This is a genomic window from Streptomyces collinus Tu 365, from assembly GCF_000444875.1.
In the GTDB taxonomy this organism is placed as follows: domain Bacteria; phylum Actinomycetota; class Actinomycetes; order Streptomycetales; family Streptomycetaceae; genus Streptomyces; species Streptomyces collinus_A.
Genome location: NC_021985.1, coordinates 6,963,210 through 6,978,938, shown reverse-complemented (window position 1 = coordinate 6,978,938; position 15,729 = coordinate 6,963,210). Strand labels below are relative to the sequence as shown.

Here is a 15,729-nt window from a genome sequence, read left to right as displayed (position 1 = left end):
ACGTCTGTCGGCCGCCGCCCGCGGCGTTTGCGCGCCGCGCAGGGGCGGGGTAAGCCCGAAACAGAAAAAGACCCCAGATGAACTGGGGCCTTTCTGCTGGTGTCCGAGGGGGGACTTGAACCCCCACGCCCGATAAAGGGCACTAGCACCTCAAGCTAGCGCGTCTGCCATTCCGCCACCCGGACCAGGTGTGTCCGCCGCCTTGCGGGGTGTTCCCCGCGGCGACATGGACAACAATACCAAGGTTTCGGAGTGCGTTTCACCTGCGTTTTCCGTGCGGTGGGCGGGGGCCGGGGCGCCGCCCGCGCCCGGCGTGGGGCCGTACGGCCGATGACCGTACGGCCACGGTGTGCGCGGGTCAGGGCATGAGCTGGTACTCGGGGAAGTTGCCGGGCAGCCGCTCCCCCGCCGGGCCCTGGGTGACGGCCCGGACGAGGAGTTCCCCGCCTACGAAGGCGCCGCGCCAGGAGGCGCCGAGGCCGCCGAAGAGCTCGTCGCGGTCGCCGCGGGAGCGGGGCCTGCCGTGGCCGATCTTGAAGGCGCGGATCTGCGGGGCGAGTCGTTCGAACGTGGCCCGGTCGTCCGTGGAGAGGGTGGCGACGAGGGCGCCGTTGGAGGCGTTCATGGCGGCCAGCAGTTCCGCCTCGGTGTCGACCAGGACGACGGTGTCCACGGGGCCGAAGGGCTCCGCGTGGTGCAGCGGTGAGGAGCGGGGCGGGTCGAGGAGGGTGACGGGCTGGACGTAGGCGGAGGTGTCCTGGCCGGGCATGAAGCGGGCGGTGGCCGGATCGCCGCGGAAGAGGGGGACGGCTCCGCGGTCGACGGCCTCGGTGACCTGGTCGCGCAGTTCCTTCGCCTTGGCCGCGTTGATGACCGGGCCGAGGTCCAGGTCCGGGTAGGGGTCGTCCGGGTGCACGACCGCCAGCGGGTGGCCGACGCGCAGCGCGCGGACCGCCGGCAGGTAGGCCGCGAGGAACGCGTCGAACAGGTCGCGCTGGACCACGAAGCGCGGATAGGCGGTGCAGCGCTGTTTGCCGTAGTCGAAGAGTGTGGGCACGAGCGCGCCGAACGTGTCCCAGTCCGAGTGGTTCCAGATGCCCCAGGTGTTCAGGCCCTCCTGTTCCAGTACGTGCCGCTTGCCGAGGTCGGTCACGGCCGTGGCGACCGCGGCACCGGTGTCACGGCCGCCGACGAAGGAGACGCAGCCGATCTCGGGCGCCCGCACCAGCGCCTGGGACAGTTCCCCTCCGCTGCCGCTGACGAGGGTGACGGGGAGTCCCTCGCGGGCGGCCAGGGCGCAGGCCAGGGTGAGGCAGGCGACGCCGCCGTCGGTGGGGGTCTTGGCGATGACCGCGTTGCCCGCGAGCACCTGCACCAGCAGGGCGTGGACGAGGACGCTCATCGGGTAGTTCCAGCTCGCGATGTTGGACACGGGCCCGTCCAGCGGGGCCCGGCCGGCGATCATGGGTTCGATGCCGTCGACGTACCAGCGGACGCCGTCGACGGCCCGGTCGACGTCCGCCCGGGCGAGCCGCCACGGCTTGCCGATCTCCCAGACGAGCAGCAGGGCCAGGAGATCGCGGTGCGTGGCGAGCGCGTCGAGTGTGGCGGCGACCCGCGCCCGGCGCTCGGCCGGCGGGACGTGGCGCCAGGCGCGGTGCTGGTCGAGCGCGGCCCGTACGGCCTGCCGCGCGACGGCCCGGTCCAGCCGGGGCGGGCCCGCTATCGGGGTGCCGTCCACCGGGCTGGTGGCGGGCAGGGCCCGGCCGTCCGCGTGCCAGCCGGCGTTCCAGAGGTTGAGGACTCGGTCGTCCCGGAAGGCTTCGGGTGCGGCGGCCAGGCAGTGCTGCCATGTCTCGGGCCAGGACGTGCCCGCTTTGCGGGTGAGGGGGGAGGCGGTGAGGGTGGGTGCCATTCGGTTGCTCCGCTCTCGGTGCACGGTCGAGAGAAAGGTGCGGGAAGGGCTGCGCGGAACCGCGGGAGGAACGGGAGAGCCGGCATCGGTGCGCGCCGGACGGCCCGGGCGGGAAGCGCGGCGTGAACGGAGAAGTTACCGACAGGTCGGGGACGCCGACAGTCACCGGGCGCGGACTATGAGTGAAGTCACTGGGTCGTGGTGAGCCGAGGCGCGTGGGCGGCGTAGGGGGGCGCGGGGGCGGTGTCGTGGGGCGCGGTTGCGGCGTCGTCAGGCGCCGTCGGTCTCGCTGTGCTCGTGGTACGACTGCCGGGTGAGCTCGGTGTGTTCGCGCATCAGGCGGGCCGCGCCCTGGTCGTCGTGGTCGGTGAGGGCCTGGACGAGGTCCTGGTGCTCCTGCCAGGCGGTGCCGCCGCGCTGTCCGGCCACCGGCGCGTAGTACCAGCGGACCCGGCGCTCGACCTGGGCGGCGAGTCCGGCCAGGACCCTGTTGCCGGCCATCTCCATGATCTTGCGGTGGAAGGCGGCGTTCAGGGCGACGGCGCGGTGCACGTCGTCCTCGGCCACGGCCACCCAGCCCTGCCGCACGATGTCCTGGAGGGTGTGGATGCCTGCCGTGCCGGCGTTCAGCGCCGCGAGCCGGGCCGCCTCGGTCTCCAGGAGGGCGCGGACGGTGAGGAGCTGGTCGGCCTCCTCGGGGGTGGGCACGTGGACGTACGCGCCCTGGGCGGGCCGCAGGTCGACCCAGCCCTCGGTGTTCAGCCGCTGCAGGGCTTCCCGCACCGGCTGCCGGGACACTCCGAGGTGACCGGCGAGTTCGCTCTCGACCAGGTGCTGGCCGGGCCGCAGGGCGCGGACGGTGATCAGCTCGAGCAGCGCCTCGTACACGCGGTCGCGCAGGGGGCCGGGCCGCTCCAGCTTGGGCACGGCTCCCTGCGGCAGTCCGGTCGACAGCATCGCGTTCCCCCTCCTGGGCAGGTGCCGTACGCGGCGCGCCGTGCGCAGAGGGTCGTCTGCGGCGGGCCGTGCGCGGCGGTCGTGTGCGGCCGGTCGTATGCGGCACACGGTGGACTGCCCAATGTGGATTGTCTTTTGTCTACAGCCTGCGGTGCACACCTGCGGTGCGCGGAAGCCGGGCGCAGGGGGTCGGGCGCGTCACGTCCTCCCGAGCGTCCCCGCCGTCGGCCTCACGGGCACCGTACGACCTGTCCGGCGTACGAGAGGTTCCCGCCGAAACCGAACAGCAGGACCGGATCGCCGCCGCGGACCGCGCCCTGCTCCAGCAGCTTGGACAGGGCGAGGGGAATGCTGGCGGCGGAGGTGTTGCCCGATTCGGTGACATCGCGTGCGATCACGGCGTTGACGGCGCCGATCTTCTGCGCGAGCGGTTCGATGATGCGGAGGTTGGCCTGGTGCAGGACGACGGCGGCCAGGTCGGCGGGGGCGATGCCGGCCTTCTCGCAGGCGCTGCGGGCCAGGGGCGGCAGCCGGGTGGTGGCCCAGCGGTACACGCTCTGTCCCTCCTGCGCGAACCGGGGCGGGGTGCCCTCGATGCGCACGGCGTTGCCCATCTCCGGCACCGATCCCCACAGCACCGGCCCGATCCCGGGTTCCCGGCCCGGCTCGCAGGCCTCGACCACGGCGGCCCCCGCGCCGTCGCCGACCAGGACGCAGGTGCTGCGGTCGGTCCAGTCGGCGACCTCGGACATCTTGTCGGCGCCGATGACCAGGGCCCGGGTCGCCGCGCCCGCCCGGATGGTGTGGTCGGCGGTGGCGAGGGCGTGGGTGAAACCGGCGCAGACGACGTTGACGTCCATGGCGGCCGGGCTGGGGACGCCGAGCCGGGCCGCGACGCGGGCGGCGGTGTTCGGCGACCGGTCGATGGCGGTGGAGGTGGCCACGAGGACCAGGTCGATGTCGTCCGGGGCGAGGCCCGCGGCGGCGAGCGCCTTGGCGGCGGCGTGCGCGGCGAGTTCGTCGACCGGTTCGTCGGCGCCGGCGATGTGCCGGGTGCGGATGCCCACCCGGCTGCGGATCCACTCGTCGCTGGTGTCGACCATGCCCGCCAGGTCCTCGTTGGTGAGCACCCTGGCGGGCTGGTAGTGACCGATGGCGGCGATGCGCGAGCCGTTCATGGCGGGGGGTCCCCCTCGTTGCCGTGGGTAGCGGGATCCACCAGTCTGATCAGTGACTCACGGGTACGACGGCAGGTGAAGTCACAGGAAACGGGCGCCATGGTTGTCGGCTTCCGCAGGGTCCCGCCGCCCCGCGGGCGGTCCTCCGGCCGGCCGGGCGGTCCTGCCGGAGTTCGGGACGCGGGCGGCGGGTACCTGGGACGGGTCGGGGCGGACGGGGCGACGACGGTGTGCGGTACCGCGGAGCGGGCCGCGGCCTCGCGCTCCGTGTGCAGGACAATGAGATCGTCGAGGTCACCTCGCCGTACGGCGGTCAGGTGGCCACGGCACTCTCCGTATCAAGGGCCGTCGCGGCCGCCAGCACGTACAGAACCGGGGCTGATCAGGACATGGGACGAGTCACGGAACGACGCAAGGTCCTCCGGATCCGGGACGGGGCGGTGTCCAGCCGGCCGGACACGCTCGTCGCCGAGGAGCCGCTGGAGATCCGGCTGAACGGCAAGTCCCTCGCGATCACCATGCGGACGCCGGGTGACGACTTCGCGCTGGCGGCGGGGTTCCTGGTGAGCGAGGGTGTGCTGGCGACCGTCGACGATCTGCAGAACATCGTCTACTGCGCGGGGGCGACCGCCGACGGTGTGAACACGTACAACGTCGTCGACGTGAAGACGGCACCGGGTGTGGCGCTGCCGGAGTTCACGCTGGAGCGGAACGTGTACACGACGTCGTCGTGCGGGCTGTGCGGCAAGGCCAGTCTGGACGCCGTGCGCACGACCGCGCGCTGGCCGATCGCGGACACGCCCCCGGTCCGGGTGACCCCGGACCTGCTGGCGAGCCTGCCGGACCGGTTGCGGGCGGCGCAGCGGGTGTTCGACCGCACGGGTGGTCTGCACGCGGCAGCGCTGTTCACCGAGGACGGTGAGCTGCTGGACATACGGGAGGACGTCGGCCGGCACAACGCGGTCGACAAGCTGGTCGGGCGGGCGCTGCAGAACGGCGACCTGCCGTTGTCGCGGACGCTGCTGCTGGTGTCGGGGCGGGCCTCGTTCGAGCTGGCGCAGAAGGCGGTGATGGCGGGGATCCCGGTGCTGGCGGCGGTGTCGGCGCCGTCGTCGCTCGCGGTGGACCTGGCCGCCGAGACCGGGCTGACCCTGGTGGGGTTCCTGCGGGGCAGTTCGATGAACGTGTACGCGGGCGAGGACCGCGTCGCCCTGCCGGCCGCGGCCGCCCGGGGCTGACGGGTCCGCCGAAGGACGCACGGCAGCGCGGCGGCCTCGCGGGGCGCCGGGGCGGTGGCGAGCGTCCGAACGCGCCCTGTGCCGTCGCACCCCCGGCGCGCCCCCGTGCCCGCCCCGCCCGGACTCGGGCGCGGGCCCGCCCGCCTCGGGCTCACTCGCGGGCGAAGGAGAGGTCCGTCGCGCTCGTCACGGTGCCCAGCCGGGGGAAGTCCAGCCGGACGGACGCCTCGTGCTCGGGGGCGGTGAGTGCGGCCATGGCGTCCTCGACGAAGACGAGGTCGTAGCCGAGGTCGGCGGCGGCGCGGGCGGTGGACTCGACGCCGAGGTTGGTGGCGATGCCGCCGAACACGAGGGTGCGGATGCCGCGTTCACGCAGCCGTTCGTCGAGTTCCGTGCCCTGGAAGCCGCCGATGGTGCGCTTGACCACCTCCAGGTCGCCCTCCCGGCGCAGTCCCGCCACCAGCCCGCTGCCGGGCGGCTGTTCGGGGACCGAGGGGCGTTCGACCCGGATGAGGACGACGGGGGCGCCCGCGCCGCGGAAGGCGGCCGCGAGGTGCTCGGCGGTGGCCAGTACGTCGGTGCCCTTGCGGGGTTCCAGGGGCAGCGCGACGACGCGGTCCATCAGGTCGACGAGGACGAGGGCGGTGCGCTGCGGATCGAGCACGGGAGCTGCGGTCATGACGGAACGTTAGCCGCCGTCAGCCGTCCGTGGCGGAAATCCGGATCAACAGGCGTGTGAACTGATCGGGTTCGGCGGTCGTCAGGGGGCGAGCAACGCCTCCCAGGTCCGGTGGGTGGCCCCTTCGCCACGGGTGAGGCGGTTCCCTGAAGCCGCGTGCTCCATGCGGTGCACGCTTATTGTGGGGCGGCGGGGCCACAACTACCTTCATGGGGACGGACATCGGACGTGGGATGTCCGGACGTCCGGATGTCCGGCCACCGAAGGGCAGGTCGTTCCATGCCGTCAGGTCTCCGCGCCCGTCTCGGGTCCGTGCCGGCCACCGTCCTCACCACGGCGGCGCTGGTGGCGCTCCCGCTCGTCTCCCCCCACCCGGCGCACGCCCACGCGGGCGCCGGCTCGCCCGCAGCCGAGTTCGAGCAGCAGGTCCTCTTCAAGGCGTCCCAGGACCCCGGATACGCCTGTTTCCGCATCCCGGCGGTCGTGCGGAGCACGGACGGCACGCTGCTGGCGTTCGCCGAGGGGCGGGTGCTGAACTGCGGTGACGCGGCGGACATCGACATCGTGGTCAAGCGTTCCACGGACGGCGGCCGCACCTGGGGCCCGCTGCGGGTGGTCAACGAGGGCGCGGGCGACACGCACGGCAACCCGGCGCCCGTCGTGGACCGGGAGACCGGCCGGATCTGGCTGGCGGAGACGTACAACACCGGCCGTACGGACAGCGCGAGTTGCTCGGTCCCCTGCGACCGCACCCCGCATCTGCAGTACAGCGACGACGACGGGCAGACCTGGTCGGCGCCGCGCGACCTGAGCCCCGAGATCCTGCCCGCCGACTGGAACTCCTGGTACGCGACCGGTCCGGTGCACGGCATCCAGCTCACCCGCGGCCGGTACGCGGGCCGGCTGGTCTTCGGCGTCAACACCGAGACCTGGGACGGCAGCCGGGTCACCGCCAACCACGCCGCGCTCGTCGTCAGCGACGACCACGGCGGCCACTGGCGGATCGGCGCCACCGACACCTGGCCCGTCGCCGCCGACGGCACCTTCCGGCAGAAGCCCTCCGAGCTGACCCTCGCCGAGCGCGCCGACGGCTCGGTCCTGGTCAGCGGCCGCGAGCAGGACGGCACCGACCTCGGCCACCGCACCCAGGCCGTCAGCTGGGACGGCGGTGGCAGCTTCACCGCCCCCTTCCGCGGGCTGCCGGACCTCTACGCCCCGCAGGTCCAGGGTTCGATGCTGCGCCTGGGCGACCGCATCCTGCTCTCCTGCCCCGCCGACCCCGACCGGCGCCGCACGATGATGGTCCGCTCCTCCTACGACGGCGGCCGCACCTGGGACAGCGTGGACCGCGGCACGGTCGTCACCACCGACTGGTCCGGCTACTCCGACCTGGTGCGCGCCGACCGCGACACCGTGGGCCTGCTGTACGAGGGCGGCGCGGTCGACGCGCGTGACGAGATCCGCTTCGCCCGCTTCACCGAGGACTGGCTCGCCCCGCGCCGCGGCCCGGACCCGCGCACCGCCGACCTCGCCCCGCGCGCCCGGCCGGCCGCGGTGCTGGGCGGTGCCCGGGAGACGGACGGCGTGTCCGGGGGCGCGCTGGAGTTCGACGGCGCCGACGACGCCGTACGCCTGCCGTACCGGCCCGGGCTGTTGCTGGGCGGCGGCGACTTCACCGCGTCCCTGTGGTTCCGGTACACGGCCGGCACCGGGGAGCAGCCCCTGCTGTGGATGGGCGGTGTCGGCACCAGCCAGCCGCAGGTCTGGGTGCGCGGCGAACCCGCGAACCACCGCCTCCAGGGGCTCATCACGGTGCGCGACGGCGCCGCGGCGCCGCAGACCGCGTACGTGCGGACCGCCGACGCCTACAACGACGGCGCCTGGCACCACCTGGTGCTGCGCCGGTCGGCCGACGCGTTGTCGTTGACGGTCGACGGTATGCGGTCGACCGTCGCCGGTGTACCGGGTTCCGTCAGCCGTAACTCGCCCTTCGGGGTGCACATCGGCCAGCGTGTCGACAGCCGGGCCTTCTTCACCGGTGCGATCGACGAGGTGCATGTGTGGGACCGGGCGCTGACCGACGAGGAGCTGTCCGACCCGAAGGCGCCGCCGTTCCTCAAGGACACCGTGCTGTGGCTGCCGCTGGACCGGGTCTCCGGCTGACGCGCACCGGCCCCGGGCGCGGCTCAGCGGGTGCGGGGAGGTCTCAGCGGGAGCCGGTGCCGACCGTGGCGCGGGATGCCGCGGCCGGCCCGGCGGGTTCCCCGGCCGCCTCCGGGTCGCGGGCGCGCCGCTTGGCGATGACCGCGCAGACCATGAGCTGCATCTGGTGGAAGAGCATCAGCGGCAGCACGGCCAGGGAGGCGTGGGCGCCGAACAGGACGCTGGCCATCGGCAGGCCGGAGGCGAGGGACTTCTTCGAGCCGGCGAACTGGATGGCGATCCGGTCCTCCCGGGGGAAGCCGAGCATCCGGCCGCCGTACCAGGTCAGGCCCAGCATGACGGCCAGCAGGACGGCCTCGACGCCGAGCAGCGCGCCGAGCCGGGCGGGGCTGACCTGGTGCCAGATGCCGCGGGTCATGCCTTCGCTGAACGCGGTGTAGACGACGAGCAGGATGGAGCCGCGGTCGACGAGGCCGAGGACCTTCTTGTGCCGGGCGACGAAGCCGCCGATCCAGCGGCGCAGCACCTGGCCGGCGAGGAACGGCACCAGCAGCTGGAGCACGATCTTGACGAGGGAGTCGGCGGAGAACCCGCCGCCGCTGCCGCCGAGCAGCACGGCCGCGAGCAGCGGGGTGACGAGGATGCCGACCAGGGAGGAGAAGGAGCCGGCGCAGATGGCGGCAGGCACGTTTCCGCGGGCGATCGAGGTGAACGCGATCGACGACTGGATGGTGGAGGGCACCAGGGTCAGGAAGAGCAGGCCCTGGTAGAGCGGCTGGGTCAGCACCATCGGCACCAGGCCGCGGGCGGCCAGGCCCAGGACCGGGAAGACGAGGAAGGTGCAGGCCAGGACGGTGAGGTGGAGCCGCCAGTGCCGCAGGCCGTCCATGGCCTCGCGGGTGGAGAGGCGGGCGCCGTAGAGGAAGAAAAGGAAGGCGATCGCGGCGGTGGACGCGCCGGAGGCCACGTCGGCGCCGGTGCCGTGGGCGGGGAAGAGCGCGGCGAGGCCCACGGTGCCGAGCAGCAGCACGATGTAGGGGTCGACCGGCATCCAGCTCGGCCAGCGCAGGCGTGTCACGGTGCTCCACTCACTTTCGTCGGTTCGTGCCCGTCGGGTCGCCGCGTCGGGTACCCGCCGGGTCGCCGAGTCGGGTCGGACGGGCGGGCCCGCAAGCCCTTCCACCGCCTCCATGGTCCATCCCGGCGCCTCGATCGGGAATCCGGCATACCGCTCTGACTGTCATCGCGTTCCGTGATGGACGGCGTTAGGCTGCGGGCGTGTACGACCCCACTCACCTGCGCACCTTCCTCGCGGTGGCGCAGACGCTCAGCTTCACGCAGGCGGCCCGTCGGCTGGGTCTGCGGCAGTCGACGGTCAGCCAGCACGTGCGCCGGCTGGAGGACGCGGCCGGCCGCCGGCTGTTCCTGCGGGACACGCACGCGGTGGAGCTGACCGAGGACGGCGAGGCCATGCTGGGCTTCGCCCGCAGGCTGCTGGAGGTGCACGAGCAGGCGACGGCGTTCTTCACGGGCACCCGGGTGCGGGGGCGGCTGCGGTTCGGCGCGTCGGAGGACTTCGTGCTCACGCGGCTGCCGGAGATCCTGGAGGGGTTCCGGCAGGACCATCCCGAGGTCGATCTGGAGCTGACGGTGGAGCTGTCGGGCACCCTGCACGAGCAGCTGGCGGCGGGGAAGCTGGACCTGGTGCTGGCCAAGCGTCGGTCCGAGGACCCGCGCGGTGAGCTGGTGTGGCGCGACGACCTGGTGTGGATCGGTTCCGGGCAGCTGCGTCTGGAGGCCGGCCGGCCGGTGCCGTTGATCGTGTACCCGCCGCCCGGCATCACCCGGGCCCGGGCCCTCGAGGTGCTGGAGGAGCAGGGGCGGCCGTGGCGGATCGTGTGCACGAGCGGCAGCCTGAACGGTCTGATCGCCGCCGCGCGTGCCGGGCTCGGGGTGATGGCGCACTCGCGGCGGCTGATCCCGCCGGGGCTGTTCCGGGTGCCGGAGCGGGCCGGGCTGCCCGAGTTGGGCAGGGTCGATTTCGTGCTGGTGCACGGGCGGCGTCCGGGGGCGGCGCAGGGCGCGGCGGACGCGCTGGCGTCGGCGATCCTGGCGGGCGGGGACCGGTTGCGCGCGGGGCAGCGGCAGGCGGGCGGCCTGCGCGGACAGGAGCATGGCCGGTAATCGGGTCGTACAGATTCGGTGGAGATTACGGCACCGAAACTTACTGACCCGTAAGTATTCTGTCCGACCCTTCCGCATGTGAGGGTATTTTCCGGCCGTGGGCCGGGAGGATGGCGAGGTTTGCTCGGTTTCCTTACCCCTCCCGCCCGGCGAACGGGTGGGGTAGCTTTCACGGCGCTGAGCGGAGCACCACGGGCGTGACCGAAAAGCGAGGAAACGGGGAGCGAGGTTTGCGCGAGTTCACCACCCCTCCGTCGACGTCGGCACCGCCGGTGGGCGGTCTGGCCGACGCCGTCTTCGAGCATGCCGGGCGGGACCCCCTGCACGTCGCGCTGGGCCGCAAGGACGCATCGGGGCAGTGGCGGGACGTGACCTCGGCGGAGTTCCGCGACGAGGTGCTCGCGCTGGCCAAGGGGCTGCTGGCCCGGGGCATCCGGTTCGGCGACCGGGTCGCGATCATGTCCCGCACGCGCTACGAGTGGACCCTCTTCGACTTCGCCCTGTGGACGATCGGCGCCCAGGTGGTGCCCGTCTACCCGACGTCGTCGGCGGAGCAGTGCTTCTGGATGCTGTACGACGCCGAGGTGTCCGCGGCGATCGTGGAGCACGAGGACCACGCCATGACGATCGCGACGGTCATCGACCGGCTGCCGAGGCTGCGGGAGCTGTGGCAGCTGGACTCGGGCTGTGTGCAGGAGCTGTACGACGCGGGCGCGCACCTGGACGACGAGATGGTCCACCGGCACCGGGAGGCGGTCACCCCCGAGTCGGTCGCCACGATCATCTACACCTCGGGCACCACCGGCCGGCCCAAGGGCTGTGTGATCTCGCACGGCAACTTCATGTTCGAGGCGGACACCGTCATGGAGCGTTGGGAGCCGGTGTTCCACTCCAAGAAGGGCGACGAGGCGTCCACGCTGCTGTTCCTGCCGCTGGCGCACGTCTTCGGACGGATGGTGGAGGTGGCCGCCATGCGCGGCGGGGTGCGGCTCGGGCACCAGCCGCAGCTGAACGCCACGGCTCTGCTGCCCGACCTGCAGGCGTTCCGGCCGACGTTCATCCTGGCGGTGCCGTACATCTTCGAGAAGGTGTTCAACGCCTCCCGCCGCAAGGCGGAGAGGGAGGGCAAGGCGGGGCCGTTCGAGAAGGCGGTCGACATCGCCGTGAAGTACGCCGACGCCGTCGAGGCCAAGGCGTGGGGCACCGGTCCGGGGCCGTCGGCGGCGCTGCGGATGCAGCACCAGCTGTTCGACAAGCTCGTGTATGCGAAGGTCCGGGCGGCGATGGGCGGCCGTATACGGAATGCGATGTCCGGTGGTTCGGCGATGGACCGCCGGCTGGGGCTGTTCTTCGCGGGTGCGGGCGTGCAGATCTACGAGGGTTACGGGCTGACCGAGTCGACGGCGGCGGCGACCGCCAACCCGCCGGAGCGCACCCGGTACGGCACGGTCGGGCAGGCCATCCCGGGAGTCACCGTGCACCTCGCGGACGACGGGGAGATCTGGCTGCGCGGCGGCAACGTCTTCCAGGGCTACCTGAACAACCAGAAGGCCACCGACGCCACCCTGCACGACGGCTGGCTGGCCACCGGCGACCTCGGCGCCCTGGACGAGGACGGCTATCTGACCATCACGGGCCGCAAGAAGGAGATCCTGGTGACCTCCGGCGGCAAGAGCGTCTCGCCCGGTGTCCTGGAGGAGCGGGTCCGCGACCATCCGCTGGTCAACCAGTGCATCGTGGTCGGCAACGACCGGCCGTACATCGCGGCGTTGGTCACCCTGGACCAGGAGGCCGTGGAGCACTGGCTGCAGATGCGCGGCAAGCCCCGGCTGAGCCCGGTGCAGCTGGTGCGCGACCCGGATCTGGAGACGGAGGTGCGGCGGGCGGTCGTGGCCGCCAACACGCTCGTGTCGCAGGCCGAGTCGATCCGCACCTTCCGCATCCTGGCGCAGCCGTTCACCGAGGAGCACGGCCTGCTGACGCCGTCGCTGAAGCTGAAGCGGAAGGCGATCGAGAAGGCGTACGAGAACGAGGTCGAGGCCCTGTACCGGGCCTGAGCGCACGGATCGGCCCGTCCGGAATACATCGGGGCCCGTGATCGTTGACCATGTGAGTACCACCTGTCGACAACCGAAGGATCAACGAGCTCGTGAGCAGCAAGGTCCCCCCGATCATCCTGAACAACGGTGTCGAGATGCCCCAGCTGGGCTACGGCGTCTGGCAGGTGCCGGACGACGAGGCCGAGCGGGCCGTTGCCAAGGCGCTCGAGACCGGCTACCGCAGCATCGACACCGCGGCGATCTACGGCAACGAAGAGGGCACCGGCAAGGCCATCGCGGCGTCCGGCCTGCCCCGCGAGGACGTCTTCGTCACCACCAAGCTCTGGAACAGCGACCAGGGGTACGACTCCACGCTGCGCGCGTTCGACGCGTCGCTGGAGAAGCTGGGTCTCGACTACGTGGACCTGTATCTGATCCACTGGCCGCTGCCGTCCCGTGACCTGTACACCGACACCTACAAGGCGTTCGAGAAGCTGTACGCCGACGGTCGCGCCAAGGCCATCGGCGTGTCCAACTTCCTGCCCGAGCACCTGCGCCGGCTGATCGAGGAGACCTCGGTCGTGCCGGCGGTCAACCAGATCGAGCTCCACCCTCACCTGCAGCAGAGCGTGTCGCGGGAGCTGCACGCCGAGCAGGGCATCGCGACCGAGGCGTGGTCGCCGCTCGGCCAGGGCAAGGGGCTGCTGGAGGTGCCCGCGATCGTCGCGATCGCGCGGAAGCACGGCCGCACCCCGGCGCAGGTCGTGCTGCGCTGGCACCTGCAGCTGGGCAACGTGGTGATCCCGAAGTCCGTGACGCCGTCGCGGATCGAGGAGAACATCGCGGTGTTCGACTTCAGCCTGGACGACGAGGACCTCGCGGCGATCCGCGCGCTGAACGAGGACCGGCGGCTGGGTCCGGACCCGGCCACGTTCGACGTGGCCTGATCGTCACGGTCTGATCCTCGCGGCCTGATCCTCGTGATCTGAGCCGCGTGATCTGAGCCGCGTGATCTGATCCTCGTGGTCCGATCGCTTCCACGGTCCGTCCGCCCCATCGCCCGAGGTCACCGGCCCGAGCGGTGGGGCGGACGGCTGTCCGGGCTCGGATGCGGGCGCGCGCGAGTCGCGGCTGCCGGGGGCGGCCGGTGGTCCGTCCGGGGGCGGTGGCTTCAGTCGAGGTGGCCGTCCGCGTGGACGATCTCGAACTCCTCCAGGCCGACGACCCGTACGTGTGCCTTGGCCGCGCCCTCGTGGCGGGCCGCGGCCTGGCCGCCGCGGGACGCGGCCATCGATTCGCGGTCGGTGAAGAGGATGCCGACGCGGCCGGTGCCGTGCTCGCGGTCGAGGAGCAGGACGGACCTGGCCACGCCGGGCAGGGTCTCGTAGCGCGGGAGCGCGGTCGCTCGGAACGTGTCGGCGAACAGGTCGGCGTCCGCGGGGTCGAACTCGACCCGGGTGAGGCTCAGTCCGCCGCCCACGCGGGGCGCCTGGACGGAGTGGCGGACGACCGACTCGAAGTTCTCCACGGTCAGGGTGCCCGCGAAGGGGCCCAGCATCGAGGTGCGGTGCTCGCGCATCACCAGGTCGCTGTTGTGCCGCTGCTGCGGGGTGTCCCACTGGCTGACCCCGAGGAGTTTGCCGAGTTCCCGGTCGACGAAGACGCCGGCTCCGCGGTAGCCCGGCCGTTCCTCGAGCAGGTCGCGGCCCTCGGTGTTCAGGGCCCTGACGGCCGCGTCGATCTTCGTGGGGTCACCGGTCACGTAGATGGTCCGCACGAACATGGCATTCGCCTCCCAGTTCGACATGACCAGTTTCCCCCCTGGGCAAATCCCCGCAAATGGCGCAGCGCTCGCCCGTTGCTCGCGAGGGGTTGACGGGGACATGCACATGGGCCACCTTGTACGGCACCGGTAAGGAAACTTTCCTAACAGAAGGGTCCCCCACAGTGCGCTTTCGAACACTGACCCTCGCCGCGGCTTCCGGAGCCGCCCTTCTCGCCGCCGGAGTGCTCCCCGCTCACGCCTCCGGCCCGACCCCGTCCGCGCCCACGTCCGCCCAGGAGGGCTCGGTCAGCGCGGCCGACCTGCTCGCCAAGGTGACGTCCTGTTCGCAGATCTCCAGCGGCAAGTACAAGACCGACGACGAGACCTCGGCCACGGTCCCCGTCTGCGGCAAGAACGGCGCGGTCTTCTGGAAGGCCGACATGGACATCGACTGCGACGGCCAGCGCACCACCAACTGCAACGCGGACCGCGACCCCTGGTACCAGGACGACACCGCGTTCCACCAGTCCGACGGCAAGCCGCTGAAGGCCGAGTCCCTGCCGTACGTCGTTGTGCCCAGCTCCAGCAGCATCTGGAACTACTCCGGCGCGGGCATCAAGGGCGGCGGCGTGGTCGCCGTCATCTACAACAACAAGGTCGAGTACGCCGTCGTCGGCGACACCGGCCCCACGAAGATCATCGGTGAGGCCTCGTACGCCACCGCCAAGGCCCTCGGCATCGACCCCGACCCGGCCACCGGCGGGGCCGACTCCGGCGTGACGTACATCCTGTTCAAGAACTCCAAGGTCTCCCCCATCGAGAGCCACAGCGCGGCCGTCTCCCTCGGGGACCAGCTGGCCAAGCAGTTCCTGCGGAACAACTGATCGTGCAGCCGCGTCAGTTGGGCTGACCCAGCGGACGCACCACCACGGTGTTGACGTCGACCCCGGCCGGCTGCCGGATCGCCCAGACCACCGAGTCGGCGATCTGGTCCGCGGTCAGGAGGTGTCCCGGGGGCAGGCTGCCGTAGCTGTCCCAGAAGGGGGTCTCCACCCGGCCGGGGGCGACCAGCGTGACCCCGACGCCGAACTCGGTGACCTGGCGGCGGGTGTTCTCGGCGAGACCGGTCACCGCCCACTTGGTGGCGCCGTAGAGATTGCCGGGCGTGGGGACGAAACCGGCCACGCTGCCGATGAGCACGATCCGGCCGCGGGTCTCCTTCAGCGCGTCGACGGCGGCCCGGATGAGCAGGGCGGGACCGAGGACGTTGGTGAGGACCATCTCGGTCCAGCCCGCCGGATCGCCGTCGACCACCGAGTCGTGCGTGGCGGAGCCCGCGTTGGCGACGACGGTGTCCAGCCGGCCGAATGTCTTCCGTGTACGGTCGACCGCATCCTGTACATCGTCGAACGACGACGCGCTGCCGACGACGGTCAGCAGGCCCTCGGGATGTCCGAGACCGTCGGCGAACTCCCGCAGCCTGCGCTCTCCGCGACCGGTGACGGTGACCCGGTGGCCGGCGGTCAGCAGCTGCCGGGCCACGGCGGCGCCGATGCCGCTGCCACCACCGGTGACGAGTGCGACCGGAGCGTCGTTCATGTCTTCCCCCTG

General features: G+C 72.2%; 13 protein-coding genes and 1 tRNA gene. 6 read left to right on the top strand and 8 right to left on the bottom strand.

The annotated features are described in order from the left end of the window. Positions 1 to 97: 97 nt before the first annotated feature. The 4 genes from B446_RS30270 to B446_RS30255 all read right to left on the bottom strand — a co-directional run bounded on the left by B446_RS30270 (position 98) and on the right by B446_RS30255 (position 4,050). Positions 98 to 185, bottom strand: a tRNA-Leu gene (locus B446_RS30270). 173 nt (positions 186 to 358) lie between these two features. Continuing rightward, positions 359 to 1,915 carry an aldehyde dehydrogenase family protein gene (locus tag B446_RS30265; RefSeq protein ID WP_020943249.1) on the bottom strand — a complete coding sequence of 519 codons (1,557 nt, stop codon included), beginning with the start codon at positions 1,913 to 1,915 and terminating at the stop codon, positions 359 to 361. 270 nt (positions 1,916 to 2,185) lie between these two features. Continuing rightward, on the bottom strand, positions 2,186 to 2,872 hold the full coding sequence (locus B446_RS30260; RefSeq protein WP_020943248.1) for a GntR family transcriptional regulator: 687 nt from the start codon (positions 2,870 to 2,872) through the stop codon (positions 2,186 to 2,188). A gap of 230 nt (positions 2,873 to 3,102) precedes the next feature. Continuing rightward, on the bottom strand, positions 3,103 to 4,050 hold the full coding sequence (locus B446_RS30255) for a beta-ketoacyl-ACP synthase III (RefSeq protein ID WP_020943247.1): 948 nt from the start codon (positions 4,048 to 4,050) through the stop codon (positions 3,103 to 3,105). A gap of 389 nt (positions 4,051 to 4,439) precedes the next feature. On the opposite strand from B446_RS30255, the gene fdhD reads away from it, so the two are divergent. Then, positions 4,440 to 5,288 carry a formate dehydrogenase accessory sulfurtransferase FdhD gene (gene fdhD / locus B446_RS30250; RefSeq protein ID WP_020943246.1) on the top strand — a complete coding sequence of 283 codons (849 nt, stop codon included), beginning with the start codon at positions 4,440 to 4,442 and terminating at the stop codon, positions 5,286 to 5,288. A gap of 151 nt (positions 5,289 to 5,439) precedes the next feature. Here the strand turns inward: fdhD and B446_RS30245 are convergent, their stop codons facing one another. Further along, entirely contained in the window at positions 5,440 to 5,967 is a 528-nt protein-coding gene (locus tag B446_RS30245; RefSeq protein ID WP_193384513.1) for an isochorismatase family protein, read from the bottom strand. A gap of 279 nt (positions 5,968 to 6,246) precedes the next feature. On the opposite strand from B446_RS30245, the gene B446_RS30240 reads away from it, so the two are divergent. Beyond that, positions 6,247 to 8,130, top strand: a complete 1,884-nt coding sequence (locus B446_RS30240) for a sialidase family protein (RefSeq protein WP_043476737.1) — start codon at positions 6,247 to 6,249, stop codon at positions 8,128 to 8,130. Between the two features lie 43 nt (positions 8,131 to 8,173). Here the strand turns inward: B446_RS30240 and B446_RS30235 are convergent, their stop codons facing one another. Next, positions 8,174 to 9,181 (bottom strand): bile acid:sodium symporter family protein, encoded by a 1,008-nt coding sequence (locus tag B446_RS30235; protein WP_043476734.1) that lies wholly within the window; start codon positions 9,179 to 9,181, stop codon positions 8,174 to 8,176. Between the two features lie 227 nt (positions 9,182 to 9,408). Between B446_RS30235 and B446_RS30230 the strand changes: the two genes are divergently transcribed. The 3 genes from B446_RS30230 (at position 9,409) to B446_RS30220 (ending at position 13,300) form a co-directional block, all read left to right on the top strand. Next, a complete protein-coding gene (locus B446_RS30230; protein WP_020943242.1) occupies positions 9,409 to 10,314 on the top strand; it encodes a LysR substrate-binding domain-containing protein in 906 nt (301 codons plus the stop codon). 230 nt (positions 10,315 to 10,544) lie between these two features. Beyond that, a complete protein-coding gene (locus B446_RS30225) occupies positions 10,545 to 12,371 on the top strand; it encodes an AMP-dependent synthetase/ligase (protein ID WP_020943241.1) in 1,827 nt (608 codons plus the stop codon). 92 nt (positions 12,372 to 12,463) lie between these two features. Continuing rightward, entirely contained in the window at positions 12,464 to 13,300 is an 837-nt protein-coding gene (locus B446_RS30220; protein ID WP_020943240.1) for an aldo/keto reductase, read from the top strand. A 224-nt stretch (positions 13,301 to 13,524) separates the two neighbouring features. On the opposite strand, the gene B446_RS30215 is transcribed toward B446_RS30220, so the two are convergent. After that, positions 13,525 to 14,160, bottom strand: a complete 636-nt coding sequence (locus B446_RS30215) for a hypothetical protein (protein WP_234967582.1) — start codon at positions 14,158 to 14,160, stop codon at positions 13,525 to 13,527. Positions 14,161 to 14,300: 140 nt separating this feature from the next. On the opposite strand from B446_RS30215, the gene B446_RS30210 reads away from it, so the two are divergent. Beyond that, positions 14,301 to 15,002: a glycoside hydrolase family 75 protein gene (locus tag B446_RS30210; RefSeq protein WP_043476730.1), complete on the top strand. Its 702-nt coding sequence runs from the start codon at positions 14,301 to 14,303 to the stop codon at positions 15,000 to 15,002. A 13-nt stretch (positions 15,003 to 15,015) separates the two neighbouring features. Here the strand turns inward: B446_RS30210 and B446_RS30205 are convergent, their stop codons facing one another. Then, the gene (locus tag B446_RS30205; RefSeq protein ID WP_020943237.1) at positions 15,016 to 15,717 is read right to left on the bottom strand and encodes an SDR family oxidoreductase; all 702 of its coding nucleotides are present in this window, start codon (positions 15,715 to 15,717) and stop codon (positions 15,016 to 15,018) included. Positions 15,718 to 15,729 lie beyond the last annotated feature (12 nt).